Genomic DNA, 15256 nt, shown 5'->3' with positions numbered 1-15256 from the left:
GACGTCAGGGAGGGGATGGGCCGGATGGGGCGGCACAACGGCACGGAAACAGACGGGCAGCGCCGCTCCACGGTCACCGATGTGGCGCGGCACGCGGGGGTCTCCACGGCGACCGTCTCCCGGGTGCTGAACCGCAACTACCCCGTCGCAGCGGCCACTCGCGCACGCGTCGAGAAGGCCATCCAGGAGCTGGGGTACGTCGTCAACGCGCACGCCCGCGCGCTGGCGGGGGTCTCGGGCCGGACGGTCGGCATCATCGTCAACGACGTCGTGGACCCCTTCTACGCCTACATCGCACGCGGCGTGGAGCGCGAGGCGGCCCGCGGCGACCGGCTCTGCCTGGTGTGCTGCACCCAGGGCGATCCGCGGCGGGAGCTGGCCTTCGTCGAGCTGATGCACGAACGCCGGGCCGACGCGGTCGTCGTCGTCGGCGGCAGCGTCGCCGACCGCGCCTACACGGCGGAACTCGCCCGCCGGGCCCGCGAACTGGATGCGGACGGCGCCAAACTGGTGCTCTGCGGCCGGCCGCCGCTGGAGGAGGGCGCCCCCACGGTGTCGGTCGAGTACGACAACGAGGGCGGTGCCTTCGCCCTCACCGACCACCTGCTCACCCAGGGGCACCGGCGCATCCTCTATCTGGGCGGCCCGCCAGGACTGTCCACCACCCGCGACCGGCTCGCGGGACATCGCCGCGCACTGGAGCTGCGCGGGGTCGCACCGGACCCGGCGCTCGAAGCACCCGGGGCCTTCAGCCGGTGCTTCGGTGCCCGGCGGATGGCCGAGATCCTGCACGCGGGCACGGAGTTCACCGCCGTCTTCGCGGCGAACGACATCGTCGCGGCAGGGGCGGCCCAGGCCCTGGAGGAGGCGGGGGTCCGGGTGCCGCAGGACGTCTCCCTGGTGGGGTACGACGACGTGCCGGTGGCCCAGGAGATGCGCCCCCGGCTGACCACCGTGCACGTACCCCTGGAGGAACTGGGGCGGCAGGCCGTGCGAGTTGCCCTGGGGGACGAGGAGGAGGACGCCTGGCGCGAGCCGACGACGGGCCCCGTGCGCCTCGGTACGCACATCGTGGTGCGCGACTCCGTGCGCCGCCTGCCACCCCGGTGACCCGCACACCCGACGGCCACGTCACCGGCGGTCCGCACCACTCGTCCACCGGGCTGCCGGACCACCCGGCCACGGGGCCACCGCCCCGACACACAGCGGAGAGGAACGGTCATGGACACGCCGCAGCACCGTCCGGCCCGGCGCACCCTGCTGGCGGCCGCACCCGCCGCCGCGCTGCTCCCGGCGGTCGCCGGAACAGCACCCGCCCACGCCGCGCCGCGCCCCACGTCCGGTGCCCGTGCCGGGACGGGTGACGTGTACGGGACCCTGCTCGACCGTGCCGCCCGGCTCCAGACGGGGGGTGACGCCGACCCGGCCGACCGTGACATCGCCGCCGCCCGCCGACGGCTCGACACCGAAGCGGACGACCTGTGGCAGCGTCTGGAGAACTCCGCCACCCGGACCGCGCTGTGGAGCGATCTGTCCCCGGTCGCCGAGCCCGGCAACTTCGGCCAGAGCTACACCCGCCTGCGGACCCTCGCCACCGCCTGGGCCACCCCGGACAGCCGCTTCTCGGGCTCGACGCAGGTGCACGACGCGCTGATCGAGGCACTGCGCTTTCTGCACGCGGAGGCCTACCACGACCGGGCGCAGGAGAAGGGGAACTGGTGGTTCTGGGAGATCGGGGCGCCCCGCGCGCTGCTCGACACGTGCGTACTGCTGCGTGCCACTCTTCCCGCCGACGACATGGACCGCTACCTGGCCGCCGTCGACCGCTTCTGCCCCGGCCCCGACCGCCGCACCAACCTCCCCTCGCTCGCCGAGACGGGCGCCAACCGTGCCGACAAGTGCGTGATCGTGGCGCTGCGCGGGATGCTCGGCAGGGACGAGGCCAAGCTCGCCGCTGCCCGTGACGGACTGTCCGACACCCGGGGCGACGGGCGCGACAGCCTCTTCCAGTACGTCACCTCGGGCGACGGCTTCTACGAGGACGGCTCCTTCGTCCAGCACGAGGCGGTGGCCTACACCGGCTCGTACGGCACCGTCCTGCTCGACGGGGTGGCGCGGGCGGTCGCGCTGCTGGCGGACTCGCCCTGGGCGGTCACCGATCCGCGGATCGAGGTGGTGTACGCAGCGGTGGAGCGGACCTTCGCACCGCTGGTCTTCGACGGGGTGATGGCGGACGCCGTACGCGGACGCGCCGTCTCCCGGCAGCGGGAACCCGACCACGTCGCCGGCGCTGCCCTGATATCCGCCGTCCTGCTGCTCGCCGAGAGCGCACCCTCCGCCCGCACCACGCAATGGTGCTCCCTGGTGCGGGGCTGGATCGAGCGGAACCGCACCCACCCCTACTACGCCGCGGCGGACGTCGCCCAAGCGGCCCGCGCCAAGCGCCTGTTGAACGAGCACCGGACACCTCCCGCCGACCGGCCGGCCCCGCATCTCGTCCTCGCCGACATGGACCGGGTGGTGCACCGCCGGCCCCGCTGGGCGCTGGCGGTGGCCCTCTCCTCCCGGCGTATCGCGGCCTACGAGGCGGGCAACGGGGAGAACCTGCACGGCTGGTACACCGGCGACGGCATGACGTACCTGTACCTGGCCGACGACCTCGGCCAGTTCGGAGACGGTTTCTGGCCGACCGTCGACCCGTACCGACTGCCGGGCACCACCGGCGAGGACCGCCACCGCGACGACGCGGGCACCGGGGAGGGCACCGGCCTCCACCGGCCGGCCAACCACGTCGCGGGCGGCGCCGTCCTGGAGGACCGGTACGGCGCGGCTGCCATGGAACTGATCGGAGCAGACAGCGGCCTGCGGGCCCGTAAGGCGTGGTTCTTCCTCGACGACGTGGTCGTCGCCCTCGGCGCGGGCATCCGTACCGACGAGGGCCGCAGCGCCTGGACCGTCGTGGAGAACCGCAACCTGCACGCCGACGGCGCCCGTGCCCTGCGCATCGACGGTGCCCGCACCCCCTCGCGACAGGGCTGGTCGCAGACCTTTCCCCGGGCCCGCTGGGCCCACCTGGAGGGCGTCGGCGGCTACGTGTTCCCTGCCCGCTCCGCGCTGCACGCCCTGCGCGAGGAGCGTACCGGCGCCTGGCGGGACATCGACACCGGCGCCGACACCGGAGGTACCTCCACGCCGCTGACCCGCCGCTACCTCACCCTCCGGCTCGACCACGGCGTCGCCCCGCAGGCCGCGCGGTACGCCTACGTGCTGCTGCCGGGAGCCTCGGCGGCGGCGACCGCCGTGTGGTCGGCGTCCCGACCGGTGCGCGTCCTCGCCAACTCCTCAGGAGTGCAGGCGGTGGAGGCCCGTCGGCACGGTCTGACGGCAGCGCACTTCTGGCGGGCCGGCAGCGTCGCGGGCCTCACCAGCGACGGTCCCGCCACCGTGCTGGTCCGCCGCACGGGCGGCACCACGTCCGTCGCGGTCGCCGACCCGGGGCGGACCGCAAAGCGGGTCACCGTCCGGCTGCCCTTCCCCGTGCGGTCCGTGGCCTCCCACGACGACACCGTGACCGTGACGACCGGGCGCCACCCGCTGCTCACCGTCGCCGTCGGCGGCTCCCGCGGCCGTACCCACCACGCCCGCCTCGTCTGACCGGGCGACCGGTCCACCCCTTTCCCTCTTCCACCGCCCCTCCCGTTCCCTCCTTCTGCGCACCCCGTCCCACCCCGCCCCCGGCGCGTCACCGTCCGAACCAGGAGCGTCCACCCATGTCCGTGCCGCCGCATCTGGCGCTTCCCGCCACCGACCGTGTCCGCTCTCCCCGCACCGGCTGGACCCGCGACCACTGGGAAGCGGTCGCCGACCGGCTGCTGGAGGCGTTCGTGCCGTACGCGACGCCCGGCTTCGCCCAGTACCGGCTTCCGGGGCGGGGCAGTTGGTCGGGTGTAGTCGTCGACGGGCTGGAGGGCTTCGCCCGCTCCTTCCTGCTCGCCGCGTGCCGCATCGCCGGTGCCCGGGGCGCGGTGGACGCGGCGCTGACCGAGCGGTACGCCGCGGGGCTCGCCGCGGGCACCGATCCCGCGAGCGGCGAGAGCTGGCCCGCGCTCACCGACTGCTCGCAGCAGATGGTCGAGGCCGCCTCCGTCGCGGTCGCCCTGCACGAGACCCGCCCCTGGCTGTGGGACAAGCTGGACATCCGCGTGCAGGAGCGTGTCGTCGACTGGCTCTCCGGGTTCGTCGGCGCCCGCACGTGGGACAACAACTGGCGGCTCTTCCAGGTGGTGGCCGAACAGTTCCTCGCCTCGGTCGGCGCCCCCCACCGCCGGCAGGACATCGAGGACGGCCTGGACCGCATCGAGGACTGGTACCTCGGCGACGGCTGGTACACCGACGGCGACGGCCGCAACTTCGACTACTACGCCGGCTGGGCCCTGCACCTCTACCCGCTGCTGTGGTCCAGGATGGCGGTCGCAACCGAGGGCGCGGACGGCGGACGCGGCGAGGTCTACCGGCAGCGGCTCGGCGCCTACCTGACGACCTACCCGCACTTCTTCGGCAGCGACGGCGCACCCGTCCACCAGGGGCGGTCCCTCACCTACCGCTTCGCCGTCCTGGCACCGCTGTGGATGGGGGCCCTGGCGGACTGCACCCCCCTGGAGCCGGGTCTCACCCGCCGGGTCTGCTCGGGAACGCTGCGGCACTTCGTCGAGCGCGGCGTGCCCGACGAGCAGGGCCTGCTGCCCCTCGGCTGGTACGGCACGTTCCTGCCGACCACCCAGCCCTACTCCGGGCCGGCCTCACCGTACTGGGCGGCCAAGGGGTTCCTCGGCCTGCTGCTGCCCGCCGACCACCCCGTCTGGACCCGGACCGAGTCCCCGCTGCCCGTCGAGGAGGCCGACCGGCAAGTGGCCCTCCCGGCCCCCGGGTGGCTGCTGCACAGCACCCGGCACGACGGTGTCGTCCGGCTCCTCAACCACGGCAGCGACCACCAGCCGGACTCCTCCGGCAGCGGTGACGACGACCCGCACTACTCGGCGTTCGCGTACACGACGGCCACCGCACCCGAGGCCGCCGCGCACGCCCGGCAGCGGACCGTCGACAACCACCTCGCGCTCCTCGCCCCGGACGGCACCCCCTCCCGGCGCGGCCGCATCCACCCGGTGCGCTGCGACGAGGAGCAGGCGTCCTCCTGGTACGAGGCCGAGCTCCCCGGCCATCGGCAGCGCTTCCGGATCGCGACAGCCTCCGTGCCGCACGGCCCCTGGGAGATCCGGGCGCACCGCGTGCAGGCGCCCCGCGGCGTGCCGGTGCGCGAGAGCGGCTACGCGGTCGCCCACCGGCGGCAGCCCGTCATCCGGACGGGGCCGGGCTGGGCCCTGGCGCGTACCGCTGACGGGCTGACCAGCGCCGTGATCGCGCTGCACAACTGGGACGAGGCCGCTACCGCCGTCTCCCGCCAGAGCCACGCCAACGCCTTCGGCCCGCACTCGGCGACACCGACCCTGACGCTGGCCCGGCACCCCGGTGGCACCACCCTGCACGTCTGCCTGATCGTCCTCACCCGAGACGCCGTCGACCCCGCCGCGCTGCGGGAGACGGTCAGCGCACACGTCGACGACGGTGAGCTGGTGGTCCGGTTCGCGGACGGCACCGTGCTGCGCCCGTCGCCACCCTCCGCACCCTGAGGCGGGGCAGGACACCGGACGGTGCTCCGCCTCTCACGGTGCGTGGGAGTCACGGTGCGTGGGAGGCGGGGGCCGGGTCGGCGTCCGGCGTGCCGTCCTGGGCCGGTGCGCCGCGCCGGGGCACCCCGGGCGAAGGACCGTCGGACGGTGGGATGCCCGGAGACGGCGGTGCGACCGGAGGCGCCGGTGCCGGGCGGGCGCCACTGCGGGTCGCGCCGACGCCGGCGGTCACCACCAGGGCGACACCGGCGGCGGGCCCGGGGCCGGGTACCTGGCCCAGCACCAGCAGGCCGATCAGCAGGGCGAAGGCCGGCTCCAGGCTCATCAGGGTGCCGAAGGCGGAGGCGGTCAGCCGGCGCAGGGCGAGGAACTCCAGGGCGAAGGGCAGCACGGGGCTGAGCACGGCCAGCGCCAGCATGACCAGCACGGGCTGCCAGGTGAGGCGGTCCGTCAGCGAGGGGGCCGACACCAGCAGCCCGGTCACTCCGGCGACCGGCATGGAGACCGCGAGCCCGCTCAGCCCGGTGACGCGGTCGCCGACGCGCTGGGTGAACAGGATGTAGGTGGCCCAGCAGGCGGCGGCGGCCAGCGCGTAGCAGAGACCGGCGGCGTCGACACCGCCGTGCCAGGGCTCGGTCAGCAGGGCGACGCCCGCCGCGGCGGCCACGGTCCACCGCTTGCGCCCGCCACCGGGGCCCAGCAGCGAGACGCCGAGCGGGCCGAGGAACTCCAGGGCGCTGGCCGTGCCCAGGGGCAGGTGGTCGATGGCGAGCATGAAGAAGAGCATCATCCCGGCGGTCGCGGCACCCAGCACGGCGCAGGCCCCCAGGTCCCGGCCGGTGAAGTCGCGACGCCGGGGCCGCACGAGCACCAGCAGCAGCACGCCGGCCCACGCCAGCCGCAGTCCGCCCGCCCCCGCGGCACCGAGCCGGTCGAACAGCGGCACCGTCAGGGCGGAGCCGAGCTGGACCATGCACATCGAGGCGACGCCCATCAGGGCGCCCGCCCGGGGGCCGGGGGAGAGGTCGTGCGCGCTCATGGGCTCCAGTAGAAGGCCCCGCCATCGTTCGCGTCCACGTGTCATTGCTGGACGTACCGTCCAGGAAACCTGGACAATGCCCTGGTGGAGACGAGGCGACTGCAACTGCTGGTGGACCTGGCCCGGCTCGGCTCGATGCGCGCGGTCGCCGAGGAGGCGGGTGCCAGTACGTCGGCGGTCTCCCAGCAGATCGCCGTCCTGGCCCGCGAGATGGGCACCGCCCTGACCGAGCCGCACGGGCGGCGCGTCCGCCTGACGCCCGCGGGCCGCCGCCTGGCCGAACACGCGGCGGGAATCCTGGCCGGCGTCGAGGCCGCTTGCCGGGACCTGGCGCCGGGCGCGGAGCCCAGCGGCACGGTACGGGTCGCCGGGTTCGCCACCGCCCTACGGGTCCACCTGCTGCCGCTGGTCGCCGAGCTGGCCGCCGACCACCCGAGGCTGCACGTGCTCGTCCGGGAACACGAGCCCGCCGAGGCCCTCGACCTGCTGCGCGCGGACGGCGCGGACCTCGCGCTGACCTACGACTTCGGTCTCGCCCCCGCCGGCCGGGACCCCGCGCTGCGCGCCACCCCGCTGTGGACCGCCCCTTGGGGGCTGGGCGTCCCGGCCGAGACCGCGCGGAGTGGCGCAGGGGAGCACGGCACAGCGGTGGACGTCTTCGCCCGCTTCCGGGACAGCGACTGGATCGTCAACTCGCGCGACCCCTCGGACGAGACGGTCGTGCGTACCCTCGCCTCCATGGCCGGCTTCATGCCCCGGATCACCCACCGTGCCGACAGCCTCCAACTGGTGCAGGACATGATCCTGGCGGGCCTGGGGATCGGACTCCTGCCGGCCGGTTCCCCCACCCTGCCCGGCGTGGGCCTGCTTCCGCTCGCGGAGCCCGACGTGGTCCTGCGGGCGTACGCGGTCACCCGCCCGGGGCGCCTGAACTGGCCCCCGCTCGCGCTGCTGACCGACCTGCTCGCCCGGCGGAGCGCCGCGCCGCGGTGAGCGGTGGGTCAGGGGAGTACGACCAGTTCCCGGCCGGTGGTGTTGAGGCGCTCCCCGCCGTCCTCGGTGCAGACCACGATGTCCTCGATACGCGCGCCGTACCGGCCCGCCAGGTAGATCCCCGGCTCGACGGAGAAGGCCATCCCCGGAGCCAGCGGCAGCCGGTTCCCGGCGACGATGTAGGGCTCCTCGTGGGTCTCCAGGCCGATGCCGTGGCCGGTGCGGTGGATGAAGTGGTCACCGAATCCGGCCTCGGCGATCAGCTCGCGGCCGACGGCGTCCAGCTCCTCGGAGGTGAGGCCGGGGCGTACGGCCTCGGTCTGGGCGCGCTGGGCCCGCAGCAGGACGTCGTAAAGCCGTCGGAACTCCGCGGACGGTTCGCCCACGACGTACGTCCGCGTCGAGTCGGAGCAGTACCCCTCCGGCGTGGTGCCCCCGATGTCGACCACCACCGGGTCGCCGGGCCTGATCTCCCGGTCGGACAGCTCGTGGTGCGGGCTGGCGCTGTGCGGCCCGGAGCCGACGATCACGAAGTCGACGCGGGCATGCCCCTCCTCGGTGAGCGCCGCCGCGATGTCCCGCCCGACCTCGCGCTCGGTGCGGCCCGCCCGCAGCCATGCGCCCATCCGGGCGTGGACGCGGTCGATGGCGGCCCCGGCGCGGCGCAGGGCGGCGACCTCCGCGGGGGTCTTGCGGACCCGCAGCTCGCTCAGCACGGTTCCGGCCAGCTCCTGCCGGGCCTGCGGCAGAGCGGCCTGGAAGGCGAGGGTCTTCTCGGCCCACATGTGGTTGTCGACCCCGACGCGGGTGGGGGACGACGGCAGGCGGGCGGCGATCGCGGCGTAGGGGTCCTCGGTCTCCTGCCAGGGGAGGAACTCCACGCCGAGGGAGCCGGCGGGCGAGGCCTGCGCCGCAGGCTCCTCCAGGGCGGGTACGAGCAGGAAGGGCCGGCCGTCGGCGGGGACGACCAGACAGGTCAGCCGCTCCAGTTGCAGGGCGTCGTAGCCGGTCAGATACCGCAGGTCCGCGCCGGGGGAGATGAGCAGCGCGTCCAGCCCCGCGCGGGCCGCGGCCGCGGCGGCGTCACCGAGGCGGCCGGCCGGATACAGGTCGTGGCCCGAGGCTGCTGCGGTGTCGTTCCGGTCATCCATCGGGTCTCCGTGGGTGCGTGCGGGCCGCCGGGGGCGGCGAGGGGCGGCGTCGCCGACGCCGCGTGTCGGTGGCAACCTACTGCCGGGCGGGCCCCCGCGACCATCCGATTCGGCCGCGGGGCGCAGCGGGTACGGCGAAGGGGGTACCGGCCGGGCCGGTACCCCCTTCGTTCGGCTCATCCGCGGGGGCGGGAGCGGGTGCTCACCGGTGAGCGGGGAACTGCACCACCTGCTGGAAGGTGGGCCGGTTCTGCCAGTTGGTGAGGTCGTCGGTGACACCGCCGAGCGGCCGCTGCTGGATGGAGTCGGCGCACCACTGGTCGCCCGCCTTGCACACGTCGTCGCCCGGGTACGTCGTCTCCGCCGGGGTCTGCGCGGCCTTCTCCAGGGTGCTCAGCAGGGTCTGGCGGCACTGCGCGAGGTCGCCGGCGCCGCAGAACGCCTGCGGTGCGGCACCCGGCACCTTCTCGCCGAGAACCTTGCGCAGGTCCTTGTGGACGTACGACCACCAGCCCTGCTGGAAGGCGGACCCCTTGTGCGCCACCCCGTCGCCGGGGGTGGACGGTGTCTCGTCGACCTGGAGTGCGCCGGTGAGGGCGTCGTACAGGTCACCGCCCAGGTTGGGGCGGAACTCGGCCTTGACCAGCAGCGGCCACCAGGCGTCCAGGACGCGGATCGCGTCGGCGTGGGCGTAGGTCCTGCTGCCGGCGCCGGTCTCCTTGCGCTCGGCACCGTCGTCCAGCCAGTTGCGCAGGCCCTCGACCACCTCCTTCTGCTCGGGGTCGGTGACCTTCTCGCTGTCGATGACCTTCAGCAGCAGCGGCAGGACGGACTCGCCCCGCAGGTCGGTGACGGCGGCGTCCTCCATGGCGCGGGTCAGGGAGGCGCGGGAGACCTTCTTCCCGCCGCTGATCAGGGACTTGATGCGGCTGTCGAGCAGGTTGCTGCGGTAGACCGGCCCGTCGCCGAAGGACGCCACGGTGTAGCCCTTGGCGATCTTGTTGTTCCAGGACTCGTAGTAGTCCTGGTCGATGTCGTGGGGATGCGCGTCGAAGGAGGTGTTGGGGACGGTGTTGGTCAGCGGGTCCCAGCCCTGCCACTCCGTCTTCTCACTCGCCCTGATCGGCAGGTTGGGATCCACGTCGGGACGGCGCGTCGGGTTGAGCCCGGAGTTGTAGTAGGCCGTGTGGTGCGCGTCGGCGTAGAACCAGTTGAAGGTGTAGCCGATGTGGGAGGCCGCCTTCTGGAAGCTCTCGGGCCCGGTCACCACGTCCGGGTCGTTGAACATCTGGAAGCCGATCAGCGTGTCCACCTCGTGCTGGTAGGTGGAGCGCAGCGTCGTGTAGGCGACGGGTCTGCCGTCCACGGTGGCCCGGTAGCGGACCACCCCGTACTTGGTCCGGTGCGCGACCAGCTTGTACGAGCCGGCCGGGGTGCCGTCCGCGATGGTCGGGCTCCAGGCGTTCTCACGGACCAGCTTCTCCATCGGCGTGCACTTCCCGTGGAACATGTACGCGGTGGAGTTCTTCGTCGCCGGACTGCCGTCGGTGTTGCACAGGTCCACGGCGTAGGTGTCGGTCATGTTCTGGTTCGCCGAGGTGGCGCTCCAGGCGTAGTCCTGGCCGCGGCCCAGCTGGACGTAGAGGTTGAGCCCGGCGAAGGCGGCGCCGCGGGCGCTGAGGCCGGGGCCCTGGATCTCCTGGAGCATGAGCAGCTGCGGTGCGAAGTAGCCGGTCTGCGGGCCGAAGACGGCCACGGGGTTGCCGGTGTCGGTGTGCTTGCCGGAGACCACCAGCGCGTTGGACATGCCGTGCTTGCGGGCGAACAGGTCCTTGGGCAGGACGCCGTCCGACATCGCGCCCTTCGCCTCGGCCAGCTTCGGCTTGTGCCGCAGGTTGGTCTTCGCGGTGGCCGCGCGGTCCTGCGCGGCCCCGGCCGCCGTGCCGCCTTCGGCCCTCTTGCCCGGGGACCGCTTCGCCGTCTTCCCGTCCGCCGCCTGACCGGCCGAACCGGTCGGGTCGTACACGACCTGCTGCTTGCTCACCGAGCCCGCGTCCGGCATGGCCACCCCGCGCGGCTGCCGCGGGCTGGCCGCGTAGTCGAACCGCTGGCCGTCGTGGAGGGTGAGGTCGGCCTCCGGATCGTTCTGCATCCGGAAGGCCTGGTAGACCTGCTCGCCCTTCTCCTTGCCGTACTTGTGCTGGGCGGCCTGCTTGACCAGCGCGGCGGCCACCTGGTCCCCGCCGCCGGCGCCGAACAGCGCGCTGATGACGGTGCCGATGGCCACCAGGTCGGTCGGCTCGAACGGCTCGATGCCCTCACCGGTGAGGATGTCGGCGTTGCCGGTCAGGTCGTACTCGCCGGGGAAGTACAGCCCCTTCTTCGCGTCGTCGATGTACCGGTTGAGCCCCTTCAGGTAGGCCGTGACGTCCTCGTAGGCCTGTTTGCCGCGCGGGCCCGAATCCCGCACCCGCTCCACCTGGTCGCTGAGCTCGCTCTCCTTGTAGGCGCCGCCCAGGTAGAACTGCTGCTCCAACTGCCGGTTGCCCTCGGCGCCGCCCGCGAAGGAGGTCAGCCGGCCGCGGCCGATGTGCCGGAAGACGTCCATCATCCACAGCCGGTCCTGGCCCGCCGCGTACCCGGCCCCGTACTCGGTGCCGTCCCGCGTCGTTCCCTTGATGTGCGGAATCCCGGTCCTGTCGCGGGTGATGGTGACGTCTGTGCGACCGCCGGGCCTCTTGGTGCTCTCGACCTGGTCGTCGGGGACGCCGAAGGAGGAGTCGTTGAAGAAGGTGGAGAGCTTGCCGTTGGTCAGCCCGGTGTAGTTGTCGACCAGGTCGGCGTACTTGCCCAACTGGTCGTCGGTGTGCTTCGGCTTGGCACCGGTCAGCTTGTTGAGGATGATCTGCGCCGCGGTGGCCGAGCCGTTCTCGCCGGGCGGCAGGACGTCGTGGCACTGCCCCTGGCAGTAGTCGGTCGCCTCCGCGGACCCGGTTCTCGCGCGCTCCGGTGCGGCGTGCGTGACCGGGGCGGCCACGGCGAGCGAGGGTGCGGCGGTCACCACCAGAGCCGCTGCCGTGACGAGGCCGGTCCATCGTTTTCGCATCTGACGCTCCTTGGGGCGATCGCTGCTCGACGGGCTCGCCGCGGACCGGCCTCCCGTGTCCTGTGACCGGCACAGAATGCAGCCGCCGCATGACCAGGTCAATCGTCCTGGACGCTTGACCTGCAAGGGCTCCTGACGGATCCTCAAGGTGTTCTCTGCCCGTGCGGAGCAGGTGCAATTCGGGTTTTCAGGGGCCAAATCGCCCCCGTTGCCCGGTTGTTGAGTCCCGCCGGGCGACCGCCACCCCCGGCCTCACGTACAACCTTCACCGGGTCTTCACCGCCTGCCGTGCGCGGTGTCAGGAGCGGGGCCGACGGACCCGGGAGGGGCCATGGGACGACTGCCGTCCACGCAGCGCCGCAGACAGCTGGTCGAGGCGGCGATCCGGGTGATGACCCGTGACGGCGTCGCCAAGGCGACCACCCGCTCCATCTGCGCCGAGGCCGGCGTCTCGCTCAGCGTCTTCCACTACTGCTTCGACTCCAAGCAGGCGCTCATCGAGGACGTCATGGAGACGATCACCGCCCACTCGGTGACCCCCGTCGCGGAGCGTATCCAGCCCGGTGCCGATACGCGTGCCGCGGTCCGTGCCGCTCTGCACACCTACTGGGAACACGTGCTCGCCCACCCCGACGAGCACATGCTGACCTACGAGCTCACCCAGTACGCGCTGCGTCAGCCCGGTTTCGAATACCTGGCCGAGCGCCAGTACGAGCAGTACGCCGCGGCCAACCGGGCCCTGCTCGACCACCTGTGCCGGGACCTCGGACTGGAGCTGCTCGTACCGGACGGGACCCTGGTGCGCTACCTGGCCTCGATGATCGACGGCCTCACGCTCAACTACCTGGTGCTGGGTCGCGGGCAGGACGCCGCCGCCGTCCTCGACGCACTCGCCGACCATCTCGTCACCCTGCTGCGGCACCGGGAGGCCGCCCCACGGTGAGGGCATCGCCGCAGGTCGCCGGGGGTGACCCCGCACGAGCCGGTAGGCTGGCCCGCCATGGCACCACCGATTCCCAAAGCAGAACTCCACCTGCACATCGAGGGCACCCTGGAGCCCGAGCTCGCCTTCGCCCTCGCCGAGCGCAACGGCGTCAGCCTTCCCTTCGCCTCCCAGGACGAGCTGCGGGCGGCCTACTCCTTCCGCGACCTCCAGTCCTTCCTGGACCTCTACTACGCGCTGATGGCGGTGCTGCGCACCGAGCAGGACTTCGCCGACCTGGCCGACGCGTACCTCATCCGCGCCCGTGAGCAGGGGGTGCGGCACGCCGAGATCTTCTTCGACCCGCAGGCCCACACCGCCCGCGGAGTACCGCTGGGCACCGTCGTGCGCGGGCTCACGCGGGCGCTGGACGCGGCGCCGGTCAGGCACGGCATCAGCACGCGGCTGATCATGTGCTTCCTGCGGGACGAGAGTGCCGACTTCGCGGTCAGGACCTTCGAGGACGCCCGCCCCTACCTGGACCGGATCGCCGCCGTCGGCCTCGACTCGGCGGAGGCCGGCAACCCGCCCGCGAAGTTCCGCGAGGTCTTCGCCCTGGCGCGGGAGGCCGGCCTCAAGTGTGTGGCCCACGCGGGGGAGGAGGGGCCGCCTGCCAACGTGTGGGAGGCCCTGGACGTGCTGGGTGTGGACCGGGTCGACCACGGGGTGCGCAGTCTGGAGGACCCCGACCTGGTGGCCCGGCTGGCCGCCGAGCAGGTACCGCTGACGGTCTGCCCCCTCTCGAACGTGCGGCTCCGCGTCGTCGACCGGCTGGCCGACCATCCGCTGCCGGCCATGCTCGAAGCGGGGCTCCTCGTGACCGTCAACTCCGACGACCCCGCCTACTTCGGCGGCTACGCGGAGGACAACTTCTCCGCCGTCCGTGCCGCCCTCGGCCTCGACCCGGAGGTGCTGCGCACACTGGCCCGCAACTCCTTCCGGGCCTCGTTCCTGGACGAGACCGCACGCCAGGCCTACCTGAAGGAAGTCGAAGCCCACACCTTCTGACCCCCCCCGGGGGGCGAAAAAGAACCTGGCCGATCGCGATGGGGGGCCAGGTGACTGTGGGGAGCCTCGCGGCTCAGCGGTGGGAGTGGACCGACGCCGAACGGCGCAGGCTCTTCTCCGACTGCGGCTGCGGGGTGACCGCCGCCCCTCCCGTGGCGCAGGAACCGCCTACGCCCTCTCACTGGTGCCCCGGCCGCCCGCGTGGGCCTCCGCGTTCCTCGGGAGCGGGCTGTCAGGCTGGAGCGCAGCTCGTGACGGGGAAAGGGGCGCTGGTGGAACCGCAGGCGGCGCTGGAGCGGATCGCGTTCTTCCTGGAGCGCGGCCAGGCACCGACGTACCGGGTACGGGCGTTCCGTACGGCGGCGCGGGTGCTGGCCGGCCTTCCTCCCGAAGAGGTCGGGGAACGGGCGGAGGCCGGCTCGCTGGAGTCGTTGCGCGGAGTGGGGCCCAAGACGGCGCAGGTCGCACGGGAGGCGCTGGCCGGCCGGGTACCGGGTTACCTGGCCGAGCTGGAGGCCGAAGCGGCGGAGGAGCCGGCGCTGCCCGTGGCGGCGGCAGAGTTGCGTGCCGCACTGCGGGGCGACTGCCATCTGCACTCGGACTGGTCGGACGGCGGCAGTCCGATCGCGGAGATGGCCGCCACGGCGAAGGCACTCGGACACGAGTGGGCCGTACTCACCGACCACTCCCCGCGCCTGACGATCGCCCGCGGACTGTCCGCGGACCGGCTGCGCGCCCAACTGGACGTGGTCGCCGAGGTCAACGAGTGGCTGGCCCCCTTCCGCCTGCTGTCCGGCATCGAGTGCGACATCCTGGAGGACGGCTCCCTCGACCAGGACGAGGAACTCCTCGCCCGGCTCGACCTCGTCGTGGCCTCGGTCCACTCCGACCTGCGGATGCCCGCGGGCCGGATGACCCGGCGCATGGTCCGCGCGGTCCGCAATCCGCTGGTGGACGTGCTCGGGCACTGCACGGGCCGGTTGCTGTCGGGCAGGCGACGTGCGGAGTCGGAGTTCGACGCCGGAGAGGTCTTCGCAGCCTGTGCGGCCTCGGGGACAGCCGTGGAGATCAACTGCCGCCCCGAGCGCAGCGATCCGCCCCGGCGGCTGCTGCGGCAGGCGCTCGAAGCGGGAGCGTGCTTCGCCGTCGACACCGACGCGCACGCGCCCGGCCAGCTCGACTGGCAGTCCGGCGGCTGTGTACGGGCAGCCGAGTGCGGCGTACCGGCGGAGCGGATCGTCAACACCCTGCCGGTCGACAGCCTGCTGCGCTGGACGGAGGCGGGCTGAC

Annotated in this window: 10 protein-coding genes; 7 read left to right on the top strand and 3 right to left on the bottom strand. The window is 73.3% G+C overall.

Annotated elements, in window-relative coordinates:
* Positions 1-15: 15 nt before the first annotated feature.
* The 3 genes from H297_RS0106375 to H297_RS0106365 all read left to right on the top strand — a co-directional run bounded on the left by H297_RS0106375 (position 16) and on the right by H297_RS0106365 (position 5687).
* Entirely contained in the window at positions 16-1110 is a 1095-nt protein-coding gene (locus H297_RS0106375; RefSeq protein WP_078513785.1) for a LacI family DNA-binding transcriptional regulator, read from the top strand.
* A 111-nt stretch (positions 1111-1221) separates the two neighbouring features.
* On the top strand, positions 1222-3654 hold the full coding sequence (locus H297_RS0106370) for a polysaccharide lyase 8 family protein (RefSeq protein WP_027736354.1): 2433 nt from the start codon (positions 1222-1224) through the stop codon (positions 3652-3654).
* Positions 3655-3770: 116 nt separating this feature from the next.
* A complete protein-coding gene (locus tag H297_RS0106365; protein WP_027736353.1) occupies positions 3771-5687 on the top strand; it encodes a DUF2264 domain-containing protein in 1917 nt (638 codons plus the stop codon).
* A 49-nt stretch (positions 5688-5736) separates the two neighbouring features.
* Here H297_RS0106365 and H297_RS34880 read toward each other — a convergent pair whose 3' ends face one another.
* Entirely contained in the window at positions 5737-6726 is a 990-nt protein-coding gene (locus H297_RS34880) for an EamA family transporter (protein ID WP_486589428.1), read from the bottom strand.
* A gap of 84 nt (positions 6727-6810) precedes the next feature.
* On the opposite strand from H297_RS34880, the gene H297_RS0106355 reads away from it, so the two are divergent.
* Entirely contained in the window at positions 6811-7719 is a 909-nt protein-coding gene (locus H297_RS0106355; protein WP_027736352.1) for a LysR family transcriptional regulator, read from the top strand.
* A gap of 8 nt (positions 7720-7727) precedes the next feature.
* Here H297_RS0106355 and H297_RS0106350 read toward each other — a convergent pair whose 3' ends face one another.
* Both H297_RS0106350 and H297_RS0106345 read right to left on the bottom strand, forming a co-directional pair.
* Entirely contained in the window at positions 7728-8870 is a 1143-nt protein-coding gene (locus tag H297_RS0106350; protein ID WP_027736351.1) for a M24 family metallopeptidase, read from the bottom strand.
* Between the two features lie 202 nt (positions 8871-9072).
* Entirely contained in the window at positions 9073-11976 is a 2904-nt protein-coding gene (locus H297_RS0106345) for a penicillin acylase family protein (protein WP_027736350.1), read from the bottom strand.
* Between the two features lie 331 nt (positions 11977-12307).
* Between H297_RS0106345 and H297_RS0106340 the strand changes: the two genes are divergently transcribed.
* The 3 genes from H297_RS0106340 to H297_RS0106330 all read left to right on the top strand — a co-directional run bounded on the left by H297_RS0106340 (position 12308) and on the right by H297_RS0106330 (position 15255).
* On the top strand, positions 12308-12919 hold the full coding sequence (locus H297_RS0106340; protein WP_027736349.1) for a TetR/AcrR family transcriptional regulator: 612 nt from the start codon (positions 12308-12310) through the stop codon (positions 12917-12919).
* A 57-nt stretch (positions 12920-12976) separates the two neighbouring features.
* On the top strand, positions 12977-13966 hold the full coding sequence (locus tag H297_RS0106335) for an adenosine deaminase (protein ID WP_027736348.1): 990 nt from the start codon (positions 12977-12979) through the stop codon (positions 13964-13966).
* A gap of 272 nt (positions 13967-14238) precedes the next feature.
* The gene (locus H297_RS0106330; RefSeq protein ID WP_027736347.1) at positions 14239-15255 is read left to right on the top strand and encodes a PHP domain-containing protein; all 1017 of its coding nucleotides are present in this window, start codon (positions 14239-14241) and stop codon (positions 15253-15255) included.
* Position 15256: the final 1 nt, after the last annotated feature.

It is taken from the genome of Streptomyces sp. CNT360, assembly GCF_000424785.1.
This window is presented reverse-complemented; position numbering and strand designations above follow the sequence as displayed.

Coding starts and splice junctions, on each gene's coding strand:
- H297_RS0106375 (WP_078513785.1), top strand. CDS start 16: ATGGGCCGGATGGGGCGGCACAACGGCACGGAAACAGACGGGCAGCGC.
- H297_RS0106370 (WP_027736354.1), top strand. CDS start 1,222: ATGGACACGCCGCAGCACCGTCCGGCCCGGCGCACCCTGCTGGCGGCC.
- H297_RS0106365 (WP_027736353.1), top strand. CDS start 3,771: ATGTCCGTGCCGCCGCATCTGGCGCTTCCCGCCACCGACCGTGTCCGC.
- H297_RS34880 (WP_486589428.1), bottom strand. CDS start 6,726: ATGAGCGCGCACGACCTCTCCCCCGGCCCCCGGGCGGGCGCCCTGATG.
- H297_RS0106350 (WP_027736351.1), bottom strand. CDS start 8,870: ATGGATGACCGGAACGACACCGCAGCAGCCTCGGGCCACGACCTGTAT.
- H297_RS0106345 (WP_027736350.1), bottom strand. CDS start 11,976: ATGCGAAAACGATGGACCGGCCTCGTCACGGCAGCGGCTCTGGTGGTG.
- H297_RS0106340 (WP_027736349.1), top strand. CDS start 12,308: ATGGGACGACTGCCGTCCACGCAGCGCCGCAGACAGCTGGTCGAGGCG.
- H297_RS0106335 (WP_027736348.1), top strand. CDS start 12,977: ATGGCACCACCGATTCCCAAAGCAGAACTCCACCTGCACATCGAGGGC.